This is a genomic window from Rhodococcus sp. JVH1 (genome assembly GCF_000280725.2).
GTDB lineage: Bacteria > Actinomycetota > Actinomycetes > Mycobacteriales > Mycobacteriaceae > Rhodococcus_F > Rhodococcus_F jostii_A.
The window spans coordinates 1,370,130-1,391,510 of record NZ_CP166289.1; the positions used below are offsets into that span (position 1 = coordinate 1,370,130).

23 protein-coding genes are annotated in these 21,381 nt (G+C 68.3%); 6 read left to right on the forward strand and 17 right to left on the reverse strand.

What is annotated here, in order from left to right; genetic code table 11:
• Nucleotides 1–228: 228 nt before the first annotated feature.
• Both JVH1_RS06415 and JVH1_RS06420 read left to right on the forward strand, forming a co-directional pair.
• Nucleotides 229–1,107: a lytic transglycosylase domain-containing protein gene (locus JVH1_RS06415; protein ID WP_009479224.1), complete on the forward strand. Its 879-nt coding sequence runs from the start codon at nt 229–231 to the stop codon at nt 1,105–1,107.
• A 23-nt stretch (nt 1,108–1,130) separates the two neighbouring features.
• Complete coding sequence (locus tag JVH1_RS06420; RefSeq protein ID WP_009479223.1) at nt 1,131–2,267, forward strand: Mrp/NBP35 family ATP-binding protein; 1,137 nt, start codon at nt 1,131–1,133, stop codon at nt 2,265–2,267.
• A gap of 65 nt (nt 2,268–2,332) precedes the next feature.
• Here JVH1_RS06420 and tatB read toward each other — a convergent pair whose 3' ends face one another.
• The 4 genes from tatB to sigE all read right to left on the reverse strand — a co-directional run bounded on the left by tatB (nt 2,333) and on the right by sigE (nt 5,456).
• Nucleotides 2,333–2,758, reverse strand: coding sequence for a Sec-independent protein translocase protein TatB (gene tatB / locus JVH1_RS06425; RefSeq protein WP_009479222.1), 426 nt, complete (start codon nt 2,756–2,758; stop codon nt 2,333–2,335).
• A gap of 68 nt (nt 2,759–2,826) precedes the next feature.
• Nucleotides 2,827–4,350 (reverse strand): trypsin-like peptidase domain-containing protein, encoded by a 1,524-nt coding sequence (locus tag JVH1_RS06430; protein WP_009479221.1) that lies wholly within the window; start codon nt 4,348–4,350, stop codon nt 2,827–2,829.
• A gap of 94 nt (nt 4,351–4,444) precedes the next feature.
• Nucleotides 4,445–4,807: a DNA-directed RNA polymerase sigma-70 factor gene (locus JVH1_RS06435; RefSeq protein WP_009479219.1), complete on the reverse strand. Its 363-nt coding sequence runs from the start codon at nt 4,805–4,807 to the stop codon at nt 4,445–4,447.
• 16 nt (nt 4,808–4,823) lie between these two features.
• Entirely contained in the window at nt 4,824–5,456 is a 633-nt protein-coding gene (sigE, locus tag JVH1_RS06440) for an RNA polymerase sigma factor SigE (protein ID WP_011598042.1), read from the reverse strand.
• A gap of 284 nt (nt 5,457–5,740) precedes the next feature.
• Here sigE and JVH1_RS06445 point away from each other — a divergent pair, with 284 nt between their 5' ends.
• A complete protein-coding gene (locus JVH1_RS06445; RefSeq protein ID WP_005239255.1) occupies nt 5,741–6,379 on the forward strand; it encodes an O-methyltransferase in 639 nt (212 codons plus the stop codon).
• 28 nt (nt 6,380–6,407) lie between these two features.
• Here JVH1_RS06445 and glgC read toward each other — a convergent pair whose 3' ends face one another.
• Entirely contained in the window at nt 6,408–7,622 is a 1,215-nt protein-coding gene (gene glgC, locus JVH1_RS06450) for a glucose-1-phosphate adenylyltransferase (RefSeq protein WP_005239253.1), read from the reverse strand.
• A 121-nt stretch (nt 7,623–7,743) separates the two neighbouring features.
• On the opposite strand from glgC, the gene glgA reads away from it, so the two are divergent.
• Complete coding sequence (gene glgA, locus JVH1_RS06455; RefSeq protein WP_009479216.1) at nt 7,744–8,913, forward strand: glycogen synthase; 1,170 nt, start codon at nt 7,744–7,746, stop codon at nt 8,911–8,913.
• 9 nt (nt 8,914–8,922) lie between these two features.
• Here glgA and JVH1_RS06460 read toward each other — a convergent pair whose 3' ends face one another.
• From JVH1_RS06460 to JVH1_RS06510, 11 genes are all read right to left on the reverse strand, one after another.
• Nucleotides 8,923–9,765 carry a putative RNA methyltransferase gene (locus tag JVH1_RS06460; RefSeq protein ID WP_009479215.1) on the reverse strand — a complete coding sequence of 281 codons (843 nt, stop codon included), beginning with the start codon at nt 9,763–9,765 and terminating at the stop codon, nt 8,923–8,925.
• Between the two features lie 90 nt (nt 9,766–9,855).
• Complete coding sequence (locus JVH1_RS06465; protein ID WP_003936084.1) at nt 9,856–10,023, reverse strand: DUF3117 domain-containing protein; 168 nt, start codon at nt 10,021–10,023, stop codon at nt 9,856–9,858.
• 150 nt (nt 10,024–10,173) lie between these two features.
• Nucleotides 10,174–10,749, reverse strand: a complete 576-nt coding sequence (locus JVH1_RS06470) for a DNA-3-methyladenine glycosylase I (RefSeq protein ID WP_009479214.1) — start codon at nt 10,747–10,749, stop codon at nt 10,174–10,176.
• Nucleotides 10,746–11,057 carry a DivIVA domain-containing protein gene (locus JVH1_RS06475; RefSeq protein ID WP_005239244.1) on the reverse strand — a complete coding sequence of 104 codons (312 nt, stop codon included), beginning with the start codon at nt 11,055–11,057 and terminating at the stop codon, nt 10,746–10,748. The genes JVH1_RS06470 and JVH1_RS06475 overlap by 4 nt, the downstream gene beginning before the upstream one ends.
• 52 nt (nt 11,058–11,109) lie before the next feature.
• On the reverse strand, nt 11,110–12,069 hold the full coding sequence (locus JVH1_RS06480; RefSeq protein WP_011598038.1) for a glucosyl-3-phosphoglycerate synthase: 960 nt from the start codon (nt 12,067–12,069) through the stop codon (nt 11,110–11,112).
• A complete protein-coding gene (gene folP / locus JVH1_RS06485; protein WP_043781967.1) occupies nt 12,066–12,965 on the reverse strand; it encodes a dihydropteroate synthase in 900 nt (299 codons plus the stop codon). Before folP ends, JVH1_RS06480 begins: the two co-directional genes overlap by 4 nt.
• A gap of 93 nt (nt 12,966–13,058) precedes the next feature.
• Complete coding sequence (locus JVH1_RS06490) at nt 13,059–14,834, reverse strand: long-chain-acyl-CoA synthetase (RefSeq protein WP_009479212.1); 1,776 nt, start codon at nt 14,832–14,834, stop codon at nt 13,059–13,061.
• Between the two features lie 84 nt (nt 14,835–14,918).
• Nucleotides 14,919–15,476: a TIGR00730 family Rossman fold protein gene (locus tag JVH1_RS06495; RefSeq protein WP_029539490.1), complete on the reverse strand. Its 558-nt coding sequence runs from the start codon at nt 15,474–15,476 to the stop codon at nt 14,919–14,921.
• Nucleotides 15,476–16,276, reverse strand: a complete 801-nt coding sequence (locus JVH1_RS06500) for a TIGR00730 family Rossman fold protein (RefSeq protein WP_016883313.1) — start codon at nt 16,274–16,276, stop codon at nt 15,476–15,478. The genes JVH1_RS06495 and JVH1_RS06500 overlap by 1 nt, the downstream gene beginning before the upstream one ends.
• A gap of 42 nt (nt 16,277–16,318) precedes the next feature.
• The gene (gene dapE, locus JVH1_RS06505; RefSeq protein ID WP_009479211.1) at nt 16,319–17,392 is read right to left on the reverse strand and encodes a succinyl-diaminopimelate desuccinylase; all 1,074 of its coding nucleotides are present in this window, start codon (nt 17,390–17,392) and stop codon (nt 16,319–16,321) included.
• A 41-nt stretch (nt 17,393–17,433) separates the two neighbouring features.
• Entirely contained in the window at nt 17,434–18,387 is a 954-nt protein-coding gene (locus JVH1_RS06510; protein ID WP_009479210.1) for an SMP-30/gluconolactonase/LRE family protein, read from the reverse strand.
• A 141-nt stretch (nt 18,388–18,528) separates the two neighbouring features.
• Between JVH1_RS06510 and dapD the strand changes: the two genes are divergently transcribed.
• A complete protein-coding gene (dapD, locus tag JVH1_RS06515; RefSeq protein ID WP_009479209.1) occupies nt 18,529–19,482 on the forward strand; it encodes a 2,3,4,5-tetrahydropyridine-2,6-dicarboxylate N-succinyltransferase in 954 nt (317 codons plus the stop codon).
• 31 nt (nt 19,483–19,513) lie between these two features.
• Nucleotides 19,514–20,878: an amino acid permease gene (locus JVH1_RS06520; protein ID WP_037197365.1), complete on the forward strand. Its 1,365-nt coding sequence runs from the start codon at nt 19,514–19,516 to the stop codon at nt 20,876–20,878.
• Nucleotides 20,879–20,896: 18 nt separating this feature from the next.
• Here JVH1_RS06520 and JVH1_RS06525 read toward each other — a convergent pair whose 3' ends face one another.
• The gene (locus JVH1_RS06525) at nt 20,897–21,310 is read right to left on the reverse strand and encodes a DUF1622 domain-containing protein (RefSeq protein ID WP_009479207.1); all 414 of its coding nucleotides are present in this window, start codon (nt 21,308–21,310) and stop codon (nt 20,897–20,899) included.
• Nucleotides 21,311–21,381 lie beyond the last annotated feature (71 nt).

A 21,381-nucleotide genomic window follows, 5' to 3' on the forward strand; every position in this document is an offset into this window, starting at 1 on the left:
TCCTGACGCTGCGACCGGCCCGATCCGTCCGACACCCCCGGCACCTCCGCGTCCTGGCGTGACCTTGCCGTGTTGGTTACCCTCGCTCACGCGCCTTGGGAGTAACGGAGCCGTGCGATACAAGACCGTTTGATCACGGTTGGATAACGGAAACGTATCGAATCAGGTAGCCTCGATCCGGTCAATTGAACGGAACACCCCGAGACGGGGGTCGCAGGAGGCAATCGAGTGGGTCGGCACAACAAGAAGACGGACTCCCATATCCGCCGCAATTCGGTCATCGCGCTTACCGGACTCGTCCCCATCGGACTGATCACCGCAGCCAACACGGCCGGCGCCGCACCCAAGGTTCCTTTCCTTTCCACGAGCTCCTCGTCGGAGGTCGCCGACGTCGCCCAGGAGGCGACCGACACCGCACCGGAGGCCGCGGAAGCCGTCACCCCCGTGGCCGAGACGGCCGCCGAGGCCGTACCGGCCGCCGAAGCGGCGCCCGCTGCTCCGGCGCTCGCACCCGTCCAGGCCACCCCGCCCCTCCCGGCGAGCATCGCCCAGGGCGCGCTCGGCATCCCGGCCATCAGCGTCGCGGCGTACCAGAACGCCGAGCGCATGCTCGCCGTCGAACAGCCGGGGTGCGGCATGTACTGGACGCTCATCGCCGGAATCGGCCGCGTCGAGTCCACCCACGCCTACGACGGCAAGGCGGACGACAAGGGCAACATGCTCAAGCCCGTCCTCGGCCCCGTCCTCGACGGCACCCTCGGCGGCAACGCCGTGATCCGCGACACCGACGGCGGCAAGCTGGACGGCGACGCGAACTACGACCGCGCAGTCGGGCCGACCCAGTTCCTCCCCGAGACGTGGAATCGCTACGCGGGCGACGGCAACGGCGACGGCGTCGCCGATCCGCAGAACCTCTTCGACTCCGCGCTGACCACCGGAAAGTACCTGTGCGACGGCGGATTGAACGTCAAGGATCCGATTCAGGCCGCCAAGGCCGTGCACCGCTACAACAACTCCGCCGCCTACGTGGCCAACGTGCTCGCCTGGTCCGCCGGCTACTCCAGCGGAATCATCCCGGCGGCCGCGGACCTGCCGCGCATCCACTGAGCGCATATCCTTACCATTGAGTCATGCCAGTCCTGAGCGAGTCCGCTGTACGTAGCGCCCTGGCGCGCGTCCAGGATCCCGAGATCCGGAAACCGATCACCGAACTCGGGATGGTCAAGAGCGTCGACATCGCGTCCGACGACAGCGTCGACATCGCGATCTACCTGACCACCGCAGGCTGCCCGATGCGGACCGAGATCAGCGACCGTGTCACGAAGGCCGTGGCGGACGTCCCCGGTGTCGGTGCGATCCGCGTCGAACTCGACGTGATGAGCGACGAGCAGCGCACCGAACTCCGCAAGTCACTGCGCGGAGACTCGGCCGAGCCCGTCATCCCGTTCGCCCAGCCGGGTTCCCTGACCCGCGTCTACGCGGTCGCGTCCGGTAAGGGCGGCGTCGGCAAGTCCAGTGTCACCGTCAACCTGGCCGCCGCACTCGCCGCCCGCGGACTGTCGGTGGGAGTTCTCGACGCCGACATCTACGGACACTCCGTTCCCCGCATGCTCGGCACCGACGCCAAGCCCACGCAGGTGGAACGCATGATCATGCCGCCCGTCGCGCACGACGTGAAGATGATCTCCATCGCCCAGTTCACCCAGGGCAACACCCCGGTCGTGTGGCGTGGACCGATGCTGCACCGCGCGCTGCAGCAGTTCCTCGCCGACGTCTTCTGGGGCGACCTCGACGTACTGCTGCTCGATCTGCCGCCCGGCACCGGCGACGTCGCCATCTCCGTCGCGCAGCTGATCCCCGGTGCTGAGATCCTCGTCGTCACCACCCCGCAGCAGGCGGCAGCCGAGGTGGCCGAGCGCGCGGGCGCCATCGCACTGCAGACCCGTCAGCGCATCGTCGGAGTCGTCGAGAACATGTCCTGGATGGACATGCCCGACGGCAGCCGGATGGACATCTTCGGGTCCGGCGGCGGACAGGCCGTCGCCGACCGTCTCACGAAGGCTGTGGGCGCGAAGGTACCGCTGCTGGGACAGATCCCGCTCGAGCAGGCGGTCCGTGAAGGCGGCGACGGCGGCGTTCCCATCGTCCTCGGCCACCCGGATTCGCCGGCGGCGACGGCACTCCGCGACATCGCGGACAAGCTGGCCGTCCGCAAGCGGGGACTCGCCGGAATGTCGCTGGGGATCGACACCACCCGCCACCTCTAGGCACTACGCGCTCGTGCGCCTTTCTGGTTGCCGGAGCAACCGGAAAGGCACACCAGCCGGAGGGCCTATGTTGCGTCGAGGTCGATCGGGGGGCGCTCGCCCGCCGCGAGCGGTTTGTTCTGCGGCGGAGTGGGCGTCGACGGATCGGCGCTCACGGCCTTCGTCCCCGACTTGTCGAACGACACCGAACTCGGCTTGTCAAAGTTGCCGGTGAGAATCGAATCGTCACCGTCGAGCAGATGCTTGGTGATGACCGCGCGCGGTGTCATGCCGCGCAGCTGATTGAGGTCCGACAGCGGCTTACGCAGATCCTCGAACTCAGGACCGAGCTCGTCCTTGAGCTGCTGGCTGGCGCCGCTCGCATACTCACGGACCTGCCTCAGTGATTTCGTTACCCAGCTGACCGCACCCGGAAGCCGCTCAGGTCCCAAGATGACCAGAGCCGCGACGAGGAGGACCATGAACTCGCCCCAACCAATGTTGCCGAACACGTGGTCAGCCTACTGTGCGGTGAGGGTGTTGCCCAGGTGACGGAGCGATCTCACAGCAACCTCTCGAGTCAGTCGGAGGCCGGGGTCACGTCGACATCGACGAGCCGGCCCTCGCGGATCAGCTGAACCCGGACGGGCTCGCCGATCTTCTGCAGGTTGACGGCAACGACCAGTTCGTCGGCGCTGGTGACCGTGCGGTCGCCGACCTTGACGATCACATCGTTCTCGACGATCCCGGCCCGCGCGGCCGGGCTGTCCGAGCGGACATTGGCCACCTGGGCGCCGCTGGTGTTGTCGTTGACGACGGTGCGGGCGTTGACACCGATGTCCGGGTGGTGCATTCTGCCGTCCCGGATGAGGGTCTGAGCGACCGTCGTGACGTCGTCGATGGGAATCGCGAAGCCGAGACCCACCGAACCGCCGGACTCGCTGAGCATGGCGGTGTTGATGCCGATGACCCGGCCGGTGTCGTCGACGAGCGCGCCGCCCGAGTTGCCGTGGTTGATGGCGGCGTCGGTCTGGACGGCGTCGATGACGGCGTTCGTGTCGGAGCCCTCGCCGGACAGTCGCATCGGACGGTGCAGGGCGCTGACGATTCCGCGGGTGACGGTCTTGCTGAGGCCGAGGGGCGATCCGACGGCGACGACGTCCTCACCGACCTGCACGTCGCCGGACTTGCCGAGTTCCGCGACCGTCAGGTTGTCGGCGGACACCTTGAGCACGGCCAGGTCGGTCTTGATGTCGCGACCGACGATCTGCGCCTCGGCCTTGGTTCCGTCCGAGAAGATCACCTGGATCTTGCCGCCGTCGGGGGCGGTGGCCGCGGCGGAGATGACGTGATTGTTGGTGACGATGTAGCCGTCGCCGTCGATGACGACACCCGAACCGGTACTGCCCTGGTCGCCGACCGCCACCTGGATGGACACGACGGCGGGCAGCACGGCGTCCGCGACCTGCGCGACGGGCGACTGGCCGAGGTCGTCCTCGCCGCCGCCCTGGACGAGGGTGACGCTCTGGCTGGTGAGCGAGCTGCGATCGGCGGTGATCACGGCGGCGAGGAGGCCGCCGACCAGACCGATCGCGAGTGCGATTCCGCCGAGCGCGACGAGCGCCTTCGGCGCCACCTTGCCGCCGAACAGAACTTCGCGGGCGCTGAGCGCGGGGGCGGGCGGTCGGGAACGTTCTTCGGCGTGCAACGCCGGCGAGCCGAGTTCGACGCCCGCGTCGGGATCACGCCAGGGGTCGGCGGGCGGTGCCTCGACTGCCGGGGTCGCGGGCTTCTCGTTGGGATCACGCTGAATGGTGTCGACCTCGCCGTCCGGCCGGCCGAACGCCTCCGCCAGTACGGGGTCGGGGGCACCGACCTTCACCGAGGGTTCGCTCTCACTCCGGGCGTCCGACGGGGCGAAGGAACCGGTGACGCCACCGGGCCGGCCGAAAGCGCGGCTGGACGCTGCGTCGATCTGCGGCCGGTAGACGGGCCTCGGATCGAGCCGTGGGGCATCCGCCGGGCGGAGCGTGCCCGACTCGTCCGCCACGGGACCGTCGGGTGCCGTCGTATCGGAACCCGGAGTCTTGTAATCCGCCGTCACGCTGTCGTGTCCCCCTCGTGTGCGTCAGTCACGCGCCCCAGTATCACCGATGCCTCGCTGAGCGCGGACACCGCCGTCGTCGGTCCGGGAGCGCTCAACGGCGCCGGCGCCGGGACCAGATCCGGCTCGTGATCGAGTACGCGCTCGTGAGCGGCGAATCCGGGGTGTGGGAGTCGAACGGGGGCTTGTCGGCGGGATCGCCCTGGTTGCAACTGGGGATCTGGCTCAGCAGACCGAGGAGGCCGGACGGCATGGCAACGTCGCCGCTGCGGCGCAGGGCACGCCGGGCCTGCTGCTGGGAGTCCACCTCGAACGCGCACTCGGCGCAGATCGACAGGTGGTGGGCGGCGCGCAGATAAGCGGACATGCGGAGTTCACCGTCGACGTAGGCGGCGATCGCCTCACTCGCCAGGTGTTCGGTGGAGCCAAACTGGCGAGGTACACGCCCCTGCGTCATTCGTCCCTCCTGGTAACTACCCGACGCCGATCTGATCGGAGTCAACCTTTCCGTTCACAGCCAGATGCTCACGCAGAGCCTGCCTGCCGCGGTGGATGCGGCTACGCACGGTTCCGAGCTTCACACCCAGTGTGGCACCGATCTCCTCGTAGGACAGTCCTTCGATGTCACACAGCACGACCGCGGCGCGAAACTCCGGGGCCAACGAATCGAGCGCTGCCTGCAGATCCGCGTCCAGGCGGGCGTCGTGGTAGATCTCCTCGGGGTTCGGCCCGTCGGCCGGGACCCGATCGTAGTCCTCCGGGAGCGCCTCCATGCGGATGCGGTTGCGACGGCGGACCATGTCGAGGAAAAGGTTGGTGGTGATGCGGTGCAGCCAGCCCTCGAACGTGCCGGGCTGGTAGTCGGACAGGGAACGGAACACGCGGATGAACGTGTCCTGAGTGAGGTCCTCGGCGTCCTGCGCGTCGCCCGACAGCCGGTAGGCAAGTCGGTAGACTCGGTCGCCGTGCTCGCGGACGAGTTCGTCCCAGGACGGCATGGCGGACTTCTCGCCTGTGGCATCGAACACAGCGGTGCCCGTCAGCTCGGCGTCCGACAGTTGCTCGTCGGCGTTTCTCTCGTCTGGAGCCATCGTATGGTTGCTCATCTAGTTAAGTGGATCCTCCTACTCAGGACCGCAGATCACTGAACGTGGTACAGGCGTCAACTCCCGAGGGCCGGGATTTGTTCCCCGTTTCTCGGACTTTTCCTCCGTCGTCGTGATCTCCCCGCCGGGCGGTCTTCGGATCTGGCGTTGGACATACTCTTTCCCACCGCGATATGTGTGCGGTGTGAGCAAGCTGAGGTATTCCTGAGAATCGCGGCCGGGCAGGTCGCGGCATCGTTGTCGAGCGCGCCTCGCAGCGGCGATGACGAGACCCCGATAGCCTCATGTGCGTGCAGACAAACGCCGAACGGATACTCACCCACGCAGAAGGGGCTGTCCGTGAAGACGAGGCCCTCGGTGCGGCCAGGGAGCGGGCGGACGACCTCGGTGCCGGACCGGTACCTCCCGCGGTCGGTGCTGCTCTAGCCCTGTTTGCCCGCATGCTGGACGCCAAGACGGTCGTCGAGGTCGGAACCGGCGCAGGTGTGAGCAGTTTGTGGCTGCTCCGGGGCATGCGCGAGGACGGCGTCCTCACCACGATCGACAGTGAACCCGAGCACCAGCGGGCCGCCAAGCTGTCGTTCCGGACCAACGACATCGCACCGGCCCGGACGAGGCTGATCAACGGCCGGGCGCTGGACGTTCTGCCGCGGCTCGCCGACGGGGCGTACGACCTGGTGTTCGTCGACAGCGCACCGGTCGATCACCCGCACTACGTCCGCGAAGGGGTTCGTCTGCTGCGTCCGGGCGGCGCGATCGTGCTGCACAACGCGCTGCACGGCGGACGGGTCGTCGACCCGAGCCAGCGTGACGCGGCCACCGTCGCCGTCCGCGAGGCCGCGAAGGCGCTCGCCGAGGACGACCAGCTGATCCGCGTGTTCCTGCCGATCGGCGACGGTCTGCTCTGCGCGTCCAAGCTCTGAGAGCCCCGTTCGTTCCGGGGCCCTCACGCTAGATCCAGACGCCCTTGCCGATGGCGACGACGCCGCCGTTGCTGACGGCGAAGCGTTGCTTGTCGCGCTCGAGGTCGACGCCGATGATCTCGCCGTCGCCGACGACCACGTTCTTGTCGAGGATCGCGCGGCGCACGACGGCACCCTTGCCGATGCGCACACCGGGCATGAGGACGCTGCCCTCCACGGTCGCGCCGCTGTCGACCATCACGTTGGAGCTGAGCACGGAGTTGCGCACGGTGGCCGCCGACAGGATGCACCCGGCCCCGACCACGGACTCCTGCGCGAGGCCGCCCTGCACGAACTTGGCCGGCGCCAGGTTCTCCGTCTCACCGCGGATCGGCCACCGACGGTTGTAGAGGTTGAAGATCGGGTGGACCGACACGAGATCCATGTGGGCGTCGTAGAACGCGTCGAGCGTTCCCACGTCGCGCCAGTAGCCCCGGTCGCGGTCGGTGGCGCCGGGAACGATGTTGTCCTTGAAGTCGTACACGGACGCCTCGCCCGCCTCGACCAGGGCGGGGATGATGTCGCCGCCCATGTCGTGGTCGGAGTCGGAGTTCTCGGAGTCGGCCCGGATGGCGTCGACGAGCACCTTGGTGGTGAACACGTAGTTACCCATCGACGCGAACGTCATGTTGGGGTCGTCCGGGGTTCCCGGCGGATGCGCCGGCTTCTCGAGGAACTGGACGATGCGGCCCGACTCGTCGCTGTCGATACAGCCGAACGCGAACGCCTCGCTGCGCGGCACCCGGATCCCGGCCACCGTCACCCCGGCACCCGACTCGATGTGGTGCTGCACCATCTGCTCCGGGTCCATCCGGTACACGTGGTCGGCACCGAACACCACGATGTACTCGGGATCCTCGTCGTAGACGAGGTTCAGCGACTGCAGGATCGCGTCCGCACTACCGGTGTACCAGCGCGGGCCCAGACGTTGCTGCGCGGGAACGGGAGTGATGTATTCACCCGCGAACCCGGACAGTCGCCACGTCTGAGAGATGTGGCGGTCCAACGAGTGCGACTTGTACTGCGTCAGAACACACAGGCGGAGGTATCCCGCATTGACCAAATTGCTGAGCACGAAATCGATCAACCGGTAGGCGCCTCCGAAAGGCACAGCGGGCTTCGCCCGATCCGCGGTGAGCGGATAGAGACGTTTGCCCTCGCCGCCGGCGAGCACGATTCCAAGCACATGTGGCTGGCTCCTCACCCTGTCAACCTATCGGGCGGCCACTCCCCCCGCCAGCGAAGCGCCGAGTCATGGTTTCTCCGATACCTGAATGTGTCCGAGAGCGGTGGCCCGAAGCGGCCCGGACGGTTACGTTAGGCCGGTGCGGGTGGCGATGATGACCAAGGAATACCCACCGGAGATCTATGGCGGTGCGGGTGTACACGTCACCGAACTGGTTGCTCAGTTGAAGCAGCTGTGTGAGGTGGACGTGCACTGTATGGGCGCTCCGCGCATCGGAGCGGTCGTACACACCCCCGATCCCGCGCTGGCCGGAGCCAATCCGGCACTCGCGACGCTGTCCGCCGAATTGCGCATGGCGGACGCCGCGACCGGTGCCGACGTCGTGCATTCGCACACCTGGTACACCGGCCTGGCGGGCCACCTGGCGTCCGCGTTGTACGACGTGCCCCACATCCTCACCGCCCACTCCCTCGAGCCGCGGAGGCCGTGGAAGGCGGAGCAGCTGGGCGGCGGCTACCGCATCTCCTCGTGGTCCGAGCGCAACGCCGTGGAGCACGCCGACGCGGTGATCGCCGTGAGCGCCGGGATGCGACTCGACGTCCTCGACGCGTATCCGTTCGTCGACCCGCACCGGGTCCACGTGGTGCGCAACGGGATCGACACGTCCGTCTGGCACGCCGGGCCGGCAGGTCCGAGAGACTCCGCCCTCGCGAAGATCGGCGTCGACCCGGACCAGCCGATGGTGGCGTTCGTCGGCCGCATCACCCGCCAGAAGGGCGTCGGTCACCTGATCGCCGCGGCACACCAGTTCGCGCCCGAGATCCAGTTGGTGCTGTGCGCGGGAGCCCCCGACACCCCGGAGATCGCCGCCGAGACCGAGCAGGCCGTCGCCGCGCTCGCGGCGCATCGGGGCAACGTGTTCTGGGTCCGGGAAATGCTCCCCACCGACCAGGTGCGGGAGATCCTGTCGGCCGCAACCGTCTTCGTGTGCCCGTCCGTGTACGAGCCGCTGGGGATCGTGAACCTCGAGGCCATGGCCTGCGAGACCGCGGTCGTCGCGTCCGACGTCGGCGGTATCCCCGAGGTGGTGGAGGACGGGGTCACCGGCCGTCTGGTGCACTACAACTCGTACGAGCCCGAGGCGTTCGAACAGGCGCTGGCCGAGGCGGTCAACACAATCGCGGCCGACGTCGGCACCGCCCAGGCGATGGGCAAGGCGGGACGGGCGCGGGCGATCGCCGAGTTCTCCTGGGCGGCCATCGCGCAGCAGACCCTCGACGTCTACCAGGACGCACTGTCTCGGCGCTGAGCGACGAGCTCAGAGGCGGGTGTAGGTGGACACCGTCACCGACGCCGTCACCGGATATTCCTGCGGCAGCGCCGCGATCGAGGACGCCAGCCGGTCGGGGGTGAGGTGCCGCGCCGACGGCCCCATCCCGACGAGCCGGGCCACATCGAGGTGCGACAACGACATCGGGTACTCCACGGCCACGTGGTCGGTGCGCTCGAATCGCCCGGACATCGCGGCCCCGAGACGTTCGACCTTCCGGTCGTCCACCCGGACCATGCCGAGCAGGTCCACGAGTTCCCCCAGGTGCCGCTCCGTGGGGGTGAGGACCACCAGGGACCCGCGGTCGGCGAGCACCCGGTGCGCCTCGTCGGCGTTGCGCGGCGCGAACACGCACAGGACGTGGCTGAGCACGTGGTCCCGCACCGGAAGGTGTTGCCACACGTCGGCAACCACTGCTCCGGCGCGTCGGTGGGCCTTGGCGATGCGCCGGGCCGCGTACTTGGACACGTCGAGGCCGATTCCCCGGCCGGTCGGGACGGCGTCGAGGACGCGCGCCAGGTAGTGGCCTGTGCCCGCGCCGATCTCGAGGATCCGGGGATCGTCGCCGGGCCCGGTGCCCGACACGACGGCGTCGGCGACGGCATCCATCAGCGGGTCGAAGCTGCCGCCGCCGAGGAAGTCCGCACGTGCGGCGATCATTTCGGGGCTGTCGCCGTCGAACTTGCCGCCGGCCCCGGTCATCAGGCTCACGTAGCCCTGCCGCGCCACATCGAAGGCGTGCCCCTGGTCGCACAGGATCGTGCCTTCGTCGAGTTCCACGCGGGACCGGCACTGCGGGCACGCCAGCAGGTCGGTCACATCGGCCAGCACGAACGTTCGCCTCCCGGTTCCGGACACGGAACAGGCCCCGCACCGAGAACGGCGACGGGGCCTGCCCTGTGAGGTTCTCTCCGCACTCGACTAACTGGTGACGCCCTTGAGCTCTTCACCGAGTGCGGCAGCTTCCTCCGGGGTGAGCTCGACAACCAGACGTCCACCACCCTCGAGCGGAACCCGCATGACGATTCCTCGTCCCTCTTTGGTTGCTTCGAGGGGACCGTCCCCGGTCCGGGGCTTCATGGCCGCCATCCTCTGCTCCCTCCAGATCTGCGCTGCCTGCTTGCGCCTCGACAAATTTTGGCACCCCGCCAACACTCGGCGAGGCTTGTGACATCCATTCTTCCCTATGGACACGAGTACCGGGAACCTGAGTCACAAATAGGCAGGTCCACCGGCAGTTCAGGCGGTGATCGGAACCCAGCAGGCGGCCACGTGGTCGTCCACCATCCCGGTGGCCTGCATGAGTGCATAAGCAGTGGTAGGGCCCACAAACTTGAACCCGCGGCGCTTCAATTCCTTCGCCATCGCGGTGGACTCCGGAGTGACGGCCGGGACGTCGTTCACGGTGGCGAGGCGGCTCGGGCGCGGCGGCGGGGCGAACGACCACAGCAGGGTGTCGAGGTCGGTGTCCGACAACTCCAGCAGGGCCCGTGCATTGCTCACCGACGCCTCGATCTTGGCCCGGTTCCGCACGATCGATGCGTCCGCGAGCAGGCGCGCCACGTCCCGTTCGGTGTAGCGGGCCACCGCCTCCGGATCGAACCCGGCGAACGCGGCCCGGAAGGCCTCGCGTTTGCGGAGAATCGTGATCCACGACAATCCCGACTGGAACGCTTCGAGGCACAGCCTCTCGTACAACTCGTCGCGGCCGTGCAGCGGACGACCCCACTCGAGGTCGTGGTAGTCGCGGTACAGCCGGGACCCGTCCGTGTCGACCGCCCACGCGCACCGCACCCGGTCGTCGGGGGCTGTCACGAGGCATCACCCGGGCGTTCGGACGCGGCCTCGACCGCCGCCAACTGCTCACGCAGCGAATCGATTTCACGTCCCAGCCGGGACAGCGCCCAGTCGACTTCGCTCGCCTTGTACCCCCGTAGCGTCTGCTGGAAGCGCAGCGCCTCCACGTCGGCACCCGTCACACCTTCGGCGGGCAGGGCCGTGAGTGTGGTGCCGGGCGGCAGGGGCGCGAGTTCCTCGGAACGGCCGAACACCGCACTGGCGGCGAGGAACAGCATCGCGCCGACGAACGCCATGACGAGCAGATAGAGCAGGGCTGTCACCATGCCCCGATCCTGTCACGGACGTCCGACAGCAACCTTCCTCAGGGGCGCGCGGTCAGGGGCACACCGTGTTCATCGGCGGGCGATCGGCGAGCGCGACGTCCGTCGTCGTCGGGACGAAGGAGTCGCCGTCCACCAGGAACTGGGTCAGACCCGCCCCGGAGTCGGGCACCCCGCAGCGCCGCATCATCGTGCCGATGATCTGCCTGCTCATCACCCCGAGTTCGGACAGCGGGCGGTTACGGTGCTTGCGCACCCCCAGATTGACCTGGCCGATCGCCCCGAGTCCGAGACGGTCGTACGTGTCGAGCAGCAGACCGATCTCGACGCCGTAGCCGGGGGCGAACGGGACCGCCGACAGCAACTCCCGGGTGCCCGCGTACTCGCCGCCCAGCGGCTGCAGCACGCACGTCAGTTCCGGCCGGAGCGAGGCCAGCATGGGGCGCGCCACCAGCTCGGTGACCCGGCCTCCTCCGTTGGCGTCCTCCGTGCCGCTGAGGCGGAGCGGCCGGCGGTAGTAGCCCTTCACGAGATGGATGCCGTCGGCGGTCAGCAGCGGTCCCAGCAGTTTCGGGACGAACGCCGGATCGGGGTTGATGAGATCCGAGTCGACGAAGGCGATGAGGTCGCCGGTGCTCGCGGCGACGGAACGCCACAGCACCTCGCCCTTGCCCGCCACGGGCGGGAACGCGGGCACCGCTTCCTCCCGGCTGATGACGGTGGCGCCCGCCGCGCGTGCGCGTTCCGCCGTCAGGTCCGTCGATCCGGAATCGAGCACGATCAACTCGTCCACCAGACCACCGAGCAGGGGGTGGATCGTGTCCACCACCGCGGCGACGGTCTCCTCCTCGTTGAGCGCGGGCAGGACCACCGACACGGTGCGCCCTGCCTTCGCCCGTTCGAGTTCGGCGATGCTCCACGACGGCTGGTCCCAGCTGTTCGCCTCGGCCCAGCTGCGTGGGGTTCGCTCCTCGGCCACCATCGTCCGGGCCGCCCGGGCCCCCACGGCACTCATGCCAGCCCCCGCACGGTGCGGGATGGTGCGCGCCGGCCTTGAATCGCGGCCACCATGTCCACCACTCGACGCGTGGGGGCAACTTCGTGGACACGGAAGACACGGGCGCCTCCTGCGGCGGCCATCGCTGTCGCTGCCAATGTTCCCTCCAACCGCTCGACGAGATCTACCCCTAGAGTCTCCCCGACGAAGTCCTTGTTGCTCAGCGCCATGAGCACTGGCCATCCGGTATTTACAAGATCTTCCACTCGCCGCAACAACTCGAGCCCGTGATAGGTGTTTTTCCCGAAGTCGTGGGTCGGATCGATGAGGATCGAGTCGGCGGGCACACCCAGCCGGGCGGCGTTCTCGGCGGCCGACACCACTTCCCGGAGGACGTCCGCGACGACGTCGGCGTAGCGGACGCGGAACGGCCGGGTCCGCGGAACCGCTCCCCCGGTGTGCGAACAGACGATGCCGGCGCCCGTCTCCGCGGCCACCTCGACGAGCGCAGGGTCGGCGCCTGCCCACGTGTCGTTGATGAGATCGGCGCCCTCCGCGACGGCCAGCCGGGCCACGTCGCTGCGCCAGGTGTCGACGCTGATGAGCAACTCCGGGTAGCGCTCGCGGATCGCGGCCACGAACGGCACCACCCGCCGGGTCTCTTCCGCCGCGTCGACGATGTCACCCGGTCCGGCCTTCACGCCCCCGATGTCGACGAGGTCGGCACCCTCGTCCACAGCCCGGTCGACCGCCGACAGGGCGGCGGAATCGGTGAACGTGGCACCGCGGTCGTAGAACGAATCGGGTGTCCGGTTCACGATGGCCATCACCAGCGCACGATCGACCGCCACGGGCCGCCCGCACAGCGTGGGCGACAGGTGGTCGGGCGCGGGCGGTACGTCTGTCTCGGCCATGTCACCAATATTGCACGCAGCGAAATCGACACCACCCGTGAGTACTTGTTAACGGCGGGCGGTTAAGAAGTACTCACGGGCGGCGTAGCCGCATTACCCCTTGGGGAGCGAACCCTTCGCCACTTCGTCGACGTACCCGTCGTATGAGGGCTTGTACCCGTCGCGGCGCCCGGACAGCACGTGCAGCGTGTCGGTGTCCTCGACGTCGTAGCCCTCCTTGCGGAGTTCCACCTTGCGGCTCTTGAACGTCGACGTCTGTTCCAACGAGTCGACGACGCGGACGAACAGCGGCACCGCGTACGACGGCAGCCGCTGGAACAGCAACTCCGCGACGTCGGAACCGTCGAACTTCTCGTTCTCGTGCAACGTCACCGCGGCCATCCCGGCGCGACCGTCGGTCCCGGGGATCTCGACGCCGTAGACGACGGCGTGCTCGACCGCGGGATGCGCGAGGAGCGCGCCTTCCACCTCGGTGGTCGCGACGTTCTCCCCCTTCCACCGGAACGTGTCGCCGAGCCGGTCGACGAACGCGACGTGCGACCAGCCCTGCCTGCGCACCAGGTCGCCGGTGTCGAACCAGCAGTCGCCGTCGTCGAAGCCGTCGCGGACGAGCTTCTTGTCGGTGGCCTCCTCGTCGGTGTATCCGTCGAACGGCGCCCGGTCCGTGACCTTCGACAGCAGCAGTCCGACGTCGCCGGTGCGAACCTTCCGCAGCCTGCCGTCGGAGTGCCGCCGGGGCGATCCGCTGTCCTCGTCGTACTCGACCACGGCGTGCGGCAGGGGGCAGATGCCTGCCGTCCGGTCGACGTTGAGGGCGTTGACGAACGCGATGTTGCACTCGCTGGCGCCGTAGAACTCGGCCACCCGGGAGATCCCGAACCGGGTGGTGAACTCGGACCAGATCTCCGGGCGGAGACCGTTGCCGACCATCAGCCGGATGGAGTTGTCGCGGTCGCCGGGCTTCTCGGGCTGGTTCAGCAGGTACCGGCACAGTTCGCCGATGTAGGTGAACGCGGTAGCCCGGTTCAGTTCGACGTCGGCCCAGAATTTGGACGCCGAGAACTGCTTGCCCAGTGCGAGCGTCGCACCCGATCCGAGCACCGAGGACAGCGACACCGTCAGCGCGTTGTTGTGATAGAGCGGCAGGCAGCAGTACAGGACGTCGCTGCCACGCAGCCGGACGCCCATGTTGCCGAGCCCGGACATGCTCTTGAGCCAGCGGAAGTGGCTCATCAGGCTGGCCTTCGGCAGTCCCGTGGTGCCGGAGGTGAAGATGAAGAAGGCCTTCTCCCGGGCCTGGATCTGCTCGCACACCTCGGGGTTGTCGTCTGCGGCCTTCTCGGCGAGCCGGTCGAGGTCGTCGAAGTAGAGCACCGAGGGCACGGCAGGCGGTTCGTCGAGCGAGTCCATGGCCTCGCCGCACGCCTCGGACACCACCAGGACCCGGCTGTCGAGCAGCGAGATGCTGTGCGCGAGCACGTCTCCGCGCTGGTTGTGGTTCAGCATTCCGGCGGCGGCGCCGAGCTTGACCGCGGCGAGTGCGATGAGCAGCGTCTCGGGCGAGTTCTTCCCCAGGATCCCGACGACGTCCCCGCGTGCCACTCCGAGGTCGGCGAGCACGTGGGCGTACCGGTTCACGCGGATGTTGGCGTTCCGGTAGCTCAGCGATTCGCCCTCGAACCGCAGGAACGTGCGGCGCGGGTGCGCGGCGGCAGCGCGCTGGAAGACGAGGCCGATCGATTCCCTCGCGTCGGGGGTCCGGATCAGGCCGAGGACCCCCTTCGCCATGATCGGCAACTCCGGAATCATGGCCGGCAGCCGCCTCGCGAGGTCGACCACCCCGATCGTCGAACGAGCTTCAGAACGCATGACATCCCCTCAGGCCTGCAGTATGAGTCAGGTCACCTTACTGCACGGTAACAACGTGCGCCACGACGCGGACCGCGCGGCGCCTCAGGAGACGCAGGCGTCCAGCGCCTCCCCGACATCGACCCGGACGAGCAGCCTGTCGAGGGCGCGCTGCGCCACGAAACCGCCGCCCCGCAGCCCGTCGAGCCAGTCGAGCAGCCCCGTATAGTGACCGTGCGGATCGAGCAGGACCACCGGTTTCTCGTGCATACCGAGATAGCCCGCGGTCCACGTTTCGAACAGCTCCTCCAGCGTGCCGATACCGCCGGGCAGCGTGACGAACGCGTCCGCCCGGTCCTCCATGATCTGCTTGCGCTGACGCATGGTGTCGGTGACCACCAGCTCGTCGGCGTCGACGTCGGCGACTTCCCTGTGCACCAGAGCTTTCGGAATGACACCGACGGTTGTCGCCCCTGCCGCGCGGGCAGCCTCGGCCACCGCGCCCATCATCGAGACGTTGCCGCCGCCGGACACGAGTTGCCAACCGCGCTTTCCGATTTCGGTACCCACCCGGGACGCGAGTTCCAGGAAGTGGTCGTCCACGGGACCGGACGCACAGTAGACGCACACCGAGAACGACCGCGGTGGAACAGTTTCCGGCATCACCACTGGTCCTCCGTCCCGAGCAGGGCAGCTTCGTCGACACCCTGCTGCGACCGTATGACGATCTGCACCGCTTCCTCCACATCGTCCGTGACGTGCAAGAGATTGACGTCACCTTCCGAGATCTTGCCGCTGCGTTGGAGAGTTCCCCGCAACCAGTCCACGAGCCCGGACCAGTACTCGGTGCCGAACAGGACGATCGGGAATCTCGTGACCTTGCGCGTCTGCACCAGAGTCAGCGCCTCGAACAGCTCGTCGAGCGTCCCGAACCCGCCGGGCAGGCAGATGAACGCCTGCGAGTACTTCACGAACATCGTCTTGCGCGCGAAGAAGTAGCGGAAGTTGATGCCGAGGTCGACCCACTCGTTGAGGCCCTCCTCGAACGGCAGCTCGATGCCGAGGCCGATGGAGTAACCACCCGATTCGCTGGCGCCGCGGTTGGCCGCCTCCATGACGCCGGGGCCGCCGCCGGTCATGACGGCGTAGCCGGCCTCGGCCAGGCGGGCACCCAGCGCCCGTGCCGCCTCGTACTCCGGGTGGCCGTCCGGAGTGCGAGCGGAACCGAAGACGGTGACCGCGCGCGGCACCTCGGCCAGGGCACCGAATCCCTCGATGAACTCGCTCTGGATCCGCAGTACCCGCCAGGGGTCGGTGTGCACCCAGTCGGTCGAGCCCCGCTCGTCGAGCAACCGCTCGTCGGTGGTGGTGGTGTCGGCCTTGCGGGCGCGCCTCAACTGCACCGGACCCCGGTGCTTCACGGACGAGGACTTCCGGCCGTGACTGTTCTTCTCGGGTGCCATGCGCCCCAGGCTAGCGGGTGGCCCGTTCGGGGCACCGGGCAGTCACGGGGCGCTCAGATAGGCGCGCAGCACGGTCGTCACGTCGGTGATCTGCTGGACGGGCACGTGCTCGTCCCGCTTGTGTGCGAGGTTCGGATCGCCGGGGCCGTAGTTGACGGCCGGGATGCCGAGGGCGGAGAACCGTGACACGTCCGTCCACCCGTACTTGGCGCGGAACTCGCCGCCCGCCGCCTCGATCAGGGCCGCAGCCGCCGGATCGCTCAACCCGGGCAGGGCTCCCGGCGACAGGTCCGTGACCTCGAAACCCAGTTCGAGGCCGTCGAAGACCTCCCGCACGTGGTCGATGGCCTGCTCGGCGCTGCGGTCGGGGGCGAAGCGGAAGTTCACGTCCATCTCCGCCGCGTCGGGAACCACGTTGCCCGCGACGCCGCCCGAGATCCGCACGGCGGACAACCCTTCCCGGTACACGCAGCCGTCGATGTCCACCGACCGCGCGGTGTAGTCCGACAGCCGCTGCAGGACCGGGGCGAAGCGGTGGATCGCGTTGTCACCCAGCCACGATCTCGCGGAGTGCGCGCGGGTGCCGCGGGTGGTCAGCGTCACCCGCAACGTGCCCTGACACCCCGCCTCGATGAGACCTCCGGTCGGCTCGCCGAGGATCGCGACGTCCGCGCGCAGCCAGTCGGGGATCTCGCGTTCGATCCGTCCGAGCCCGTTGTGCACGGCTGCGATCTCCTCGCAGTCGTAGAACACCAGGGTCAGATCGTGCGCGAGGTTCCGGGTGGTGGCGGCGAGGTGCAGGAACACCGCGTCGCCCGACTTCATGTCGACCGTTCCGCATCCGTGCAGCAGATCGCCCTCACGCCGGGAGGGCACATTGTCCGCGATCGGCACCGTGTCCAGGTGACCGGCGAGCATCACCCGGCTCGGCAGTCCCCGATCGGTCCGGGCGAGCACGGCGTTGCCGTTGCGGATGATCTCGAAACCGGTGGTCTGCTCCCGCAGCGCCGACTCGACGGCGGCGGCGATCGCCGACTCGTCGTGCGAGACGCTCGGGATGTCCACCAGGGCGGCGGTGAGGTCGATGGGATCGGCGTGGAGGTCGAGTGGGCTCACCCGTCCACCCTAAGCCGACCCGTCCGCCCGCTCGGGTGTTGCTACCCGTCGACGCCGCCGGGGATCTCGTAGATCGCACCGTCGAAACCGATGCGGAACAGCCGTCCCGCCGAGAAGCCGCCGGACCCCTGCCCGTAGACGACCATGCTCGACGTCGGCAGACCGGACGCCAGCACGCAGTACTGCCCCGGCGAGTCGAGGCGCCAGATCTCGCCGCGCACGTTGGCCGGGACCACCGGACGGCCTCGCGAGTCCATGGCCAGGCCGTCGGGCGCGGCGAACGTGTCGAGACCGGACAGGTCGAGGATGCTCTCGGGCGCTCGCGGGTTCGCCAGCGGGATCCGGCTCACACCCGGATTCACGAACGTCCGCGACACGTAGAGGTACCGATCGTCCGCGCCGAGCACCGCACCGTTGGCGCTGGGCAGCGTCGCCCAGTTGGGTTCCACCCGCCCGTCGGCGAACACCCGCCCGATCTGGGTTCCGAAGTCGTTGGTGGCGTATGCGGTTCCGTCGGCGGCGACATCGAGTCCGTTGGCCGCGCTCAGGCCCGATACGAACGGGGTGAGCACGTTGGTCGCGGTGTTCAGCTTCGCGATCGCGCCCGGACGCAGGATGTCGCCGAGGAACACGCGGGCGTCCGCGCCGTATCCCACCAGCAGTGAGCCGTCCGACGCCCAGGCCAGCGCCCCGGCCCCGCCGTCCGGCACCGTCGCGACCGGGACCGCGGGGGCTCCCGGGGCGTCGAGGCGGAACACGCGCCCGCTCACGAGGTCCGTCGTGTAGAGGCGACCCCCGCCGTCCACGGCGACTCCCTCGAGCGCCGCACCCGGCACCCGCCCCACGAGAACCGGTGCCTGACCGGCGCCCGGGCACACCGGGGCGGCGGACGCGGTCTGCGGCGCCACCACCGACACCACTCCCGCGAGCAGTGCGCCCGCTGCCGCCGCCCGCAGGCCGCCTCCGACGAATCGACCCAACCTCGAAATGCGCATTGCCACGACCTTTCCCGGTGTGTCCCACGTGCCCCGTGCATACTCCCCCACCCGCCCGGAACCCGCTCGGTTTCGATTCGATCACGCCCCGATAACGACCGCTGGGAATGCCCGAGTAATGAGGCAGTAACCTCTACTGCCGTGAGCACACAGGGAGCATCAGCAGTAGGCATCGCCAACGTGACCGTCGGCGGCACGGTCCTCGACACCTGGTTCCCGGCACCCGAGCTGGGAAACTTCGACGACGCGGGCACCGTGCGGATCGAGGGTGGCGACATCCCCTCCGATCTGGCACTCCTCGCCGGACCCGACGAAGCGCGTGAGGTCGACCAGGTCGTGGTGCGCACCACCATCGCCGACCTGTCCGCGCCGCCGGCCGACGCACACGACGCCTACCTGCGCCTTCACCTCCTCTCGCATCGCCTCGTGACCCCGCACGGCGTCAACCTCGACGGTCTGTTCGGATTGCTGTCCAACGTGGTGTGGACCAACTTCGGCCCCTGCGCGGTCGAGGGCTTCGAGAAGGTGCGGTCGCGCCTGCGCATCCGCGGTGTGGTCACCGTGTTCGGTGTCGACAAGTTCCCGCGCATGGTCGACTACGTCGTCCCGTCCGGCGTCCGCATCGCCGACGCCGACCGCGTGCGCCTCGGCGCCCACCTGGCCAGCGGCACCACCGTGATGCACGAGGGCTTCGTCAACTTCAACGCCGGCACGCTCGGCAACTCGATGGTCGAAGGCCGTATCTCCGCGGGCGTAATCGTCGACGACGGATCCGACGTGGGCGGCGGCGCCTCGATCATGGGCACCCTGTCCGGTGGCGGCAAGGAGACCATCTCCGTCGGTAAGCGCTGCCTGCTCGGCGCCAACGCCGGTCTCGGCATCTCGCTCGGCGACGACTGCGTCCTCGAGGCCGGCCTGTACGTGACCGCGGGAACCAAGGTCACCGGGCCGGACGGCACCGTCGTGAAGGCCAAGGAACTCAACGGCCAGTCCAACCTGCTGTTCCGTCGCAACTCCGTGTCGGGAGCCGTCGAGGTCGTGCCGTGGAAGGGCACCGGCGTGGAACTGAACGCCGCTCTGCACGCAAACGACTGACGCAGTGAGCGGTTCGCGAACACCCGACACCATGACCGATTCGACCAGCACCCTGGGCCGGGGCCTGAAGGTCCGTCACCTCACGATGATGGGCCTCGGTTCCGCGATCGGTGCCGGACTGTTCCTCGGCACCGGTGTCGGTATCGCGACCGCCGGTCCCGCCGTCCTCGTCTCCTACCTGCTCGCCGGCATCATCGTCGTGTTCGTGATGCGCATGCTCGGCGAGATGGGAGCGGCGATCCCCGCCAGCGGGTCCTTCTCGCACTACGCGCGGATCGGCATCGGCGAATGGGCCGGATTCGTGATGGGCTGGCTCTACTGGTTCATGCTGATCATGGTTCTCGGCGCCGAGATCACCGGCGCGTCCGGCATCGTGAGCGGCTGGCTACCGGGTGTTCCGCAGTGGGTCGTCGCCCTCGTGTTCGTGATTTTCTTCGCGGCGGTCAACCTCGCGAAGGTCAGCAACTTCGGTGAGTTCGAGTTCTGGTTCGCGGCCATCAAGGTCACCGTCATCATCGCGTTCCTGGTGATCGGCGTGCTGCTGGTGTTCGGCCTGCTGCCGGACACCGAACCGGTGGGCACCACCAACCTCTTCGGCCACGGCGGCTTCATGCCCGAGGGCTTCGCCGGGGTCGCCGCGGGACTGCTTGTCGTCGCGTTCGCGTTCGGTGGCATCGAGATCGTGACCATCGCCGCCGCCGAATCCGAGGACCCTGAGCGGTCCATCGCCGTGGCGGTGCGCAGCGTCGTCTGGCGCATCAGCGTCTTCTACCTCGGCTCGATCTCGATCATGGTCCTCGTCCTTCCCTGGGATTCCTCGGACCTGAAGAGCGGACCGTTCGTGGCCGTCCTCAACCAGGCGCACATCCCGTACGTGGCCGGGTTCATGGAACTGGTGGTCGTGGTCGCGTTGTTGTCGGCGTTCAACGCCAACATCTACGGCACGTCGCGGATGGCGTATTCGCTGTCCCGGCGCGGCGACGGTCCCGCGTTCATGGCCCGGATCTCGAATTCCGGAGTGCCCCTCAACGCGGTGCTGCTGTCGGTGTTCTTCGGTTTCGTCAGCGTCCTGCTCAACTGGTGGCTGCCCGACGACCTCCTGGGACTTCTCCTGAACGCCGTCGGCTCGGCGCTGCTGGTCATCTGGATCTTCATCGTCGTCTCGCATCTGCGGCTGCGCCCGCGGCTCGAACGCGAGGGCAAGCTGACCGTGCGGATGTGGTTGTTCCCGTGGCTCAGCTACCTCACGCTCGCAATGCTCGGCGGTTTCGTCGTGCTCATGCTCTTCGACTCCGACGCCCGCACCCAGCTGATCTCGACGTGCGTCCTGTTCCTCGTCATCGCGGCACTCGGTGTGCTCAACACCCGGTTGCGCCAGCGCTCGCAGACGGTGTGACCGATTCGGGCCGGCGACTCACCGGCCCGAACTCGGCTCCTGCCCCCCGGACGAGCGCGCCGCGTGGGCGAGCACCTGCGGTCCGGTCACGAAAGCCTTCCGCCACGGTGCGACACCGTCGATCTCGATCTCGATGGACAGGCTCAGCACGGTGCGAATCAGCACGATCACCCCCAGGACGGCGGCATCGGTCAGCGACGGTGTGGACGTGACCGTCTTGACGATGTCGGCCGCGACGAGCAATTCCAGGCCGAGCAGAATCGCGCCTCCCAGCGACTCCCGCAGGGTCTTGAACGCCTGAGCACCGTCCCCGGTCCGCCTCCACGCGCGGACCGCGAGGAAGAAGGCGAAGAGGAACCCGACAACCATCGCAAGGACACCGAGCACTTCGAACACTTCCGTTGCGAGTTCGAAGAACCTGACAGTGTCCATGGAGTGTTCCTGTTCGGGAGGGTGCGCAATCGGGGCCCGGTCGTTCCATGCATCACGCTAGGCGTCGATTC

Excerpts from the sequence above, each read along its gene's own strand:
- JVH1_RS06435 (WP_009479219.1), bottom strand. The coding sequence starts at position 4,807 with ATGACGCAGGGGCGTGTACCTCGCCAGTTTGGCTCCACCGAACACCTG.
- sigE (WP_011598042.1), bottom strand. The coding sequence starts at position 5,456 with ATGAGCAACCATACGATGGCTCCAGACGAGAGAAACGCCGACGAGCAA.
- JVH1_RS06475 (WP_005239244.1), bottom strand. The coding sequence starts at position 11,057 with ATGGTGACAGCCCTGCTCTATCTGCTCGTCATGGCGTTCGTCGGCGCG.
- JVH1_RS06520 (WP_037197365.1), top strand. The coding sequence starts at position 19,514 with ATGACCGATTCGACCAGCACCCTGGGCCGGGGCCTGAAGGTCCGTCAC.
- JVH1_RS06510 (WP_009479210.1), bottom strand. The coding sequence starts at position 18,387 with ATGCGCATTTCGAGGTTGGGTCGATTCGTCGGAGGCGGCCTGCGGGCG.
- JVH1_RS06495 (WP_029539490.1), bottom strand. The coding sequence starts at position 15,476 with ATGCCGGAAACTGTTCCACCGCGGTCGTTCTCGGTGTGCGTCTACTGT.
- JVH1_RS06525 (WP_009479207.1), bottom strand. The coding sequence starts at position 21,310 with ATGGACACTGTCAGGTTCTTCGAACTCGCAACGGAAGTGTTCGAAGTG.
- JVH1_RS06500 (WP_016883313.1), bottom strand. The coding sequence starts at position 16,276 with ATGGCACCCGAGAAGAACAGTCACGGCCGGAAGTCCTCGTCCGTGAAG.
- JVH1_RS06465 (WP_003936084.1), bottom strand. The coding sequence starts at position 10,023 with ATGGCGGCCATGAAGCCCCGGACCGGGGACGGTCCCCTCGAAGCAACC.
- folP (WP_043781967.1), bottom strand. The coding sequence starts at position 12,965 with ATGGCCGAGACAGACGTACCGCCCGCGCCCGACCACCTGTCGCCCACG.
- JVH1_RS06490 (WP_009479212.1), bottom strand. The coding sequence starts at position 14,834 with ATGCGTTCTGAAGCTCGTTCGACGATCGGGGTGGTCGACCTCGCGAGG.
- JVH1_RS06420 (WP_009479223.1), top strand. The coding sequence starts at position 1,131 with ATGCCAGTCCTGAGCGAGTCCGCTGTACGTAGCGCCCTGGCGCGCGTC.
- JVH1_RS06445 (WP_005239255.1), top strand. The coding sequence starts at position 5,741 with ATGTGCGTGCAGACAAACGCCGAACGGATACTCACCCACGCAGAAGGG.
- JVH1_RS06480 (WP_011598038.1), bottom strand. The coding sequence starts at position 12,069 with ATGAGTGCCGTGGGGGCCCGGGCGGCCCGGACGATGGTGGCCGAGGAG.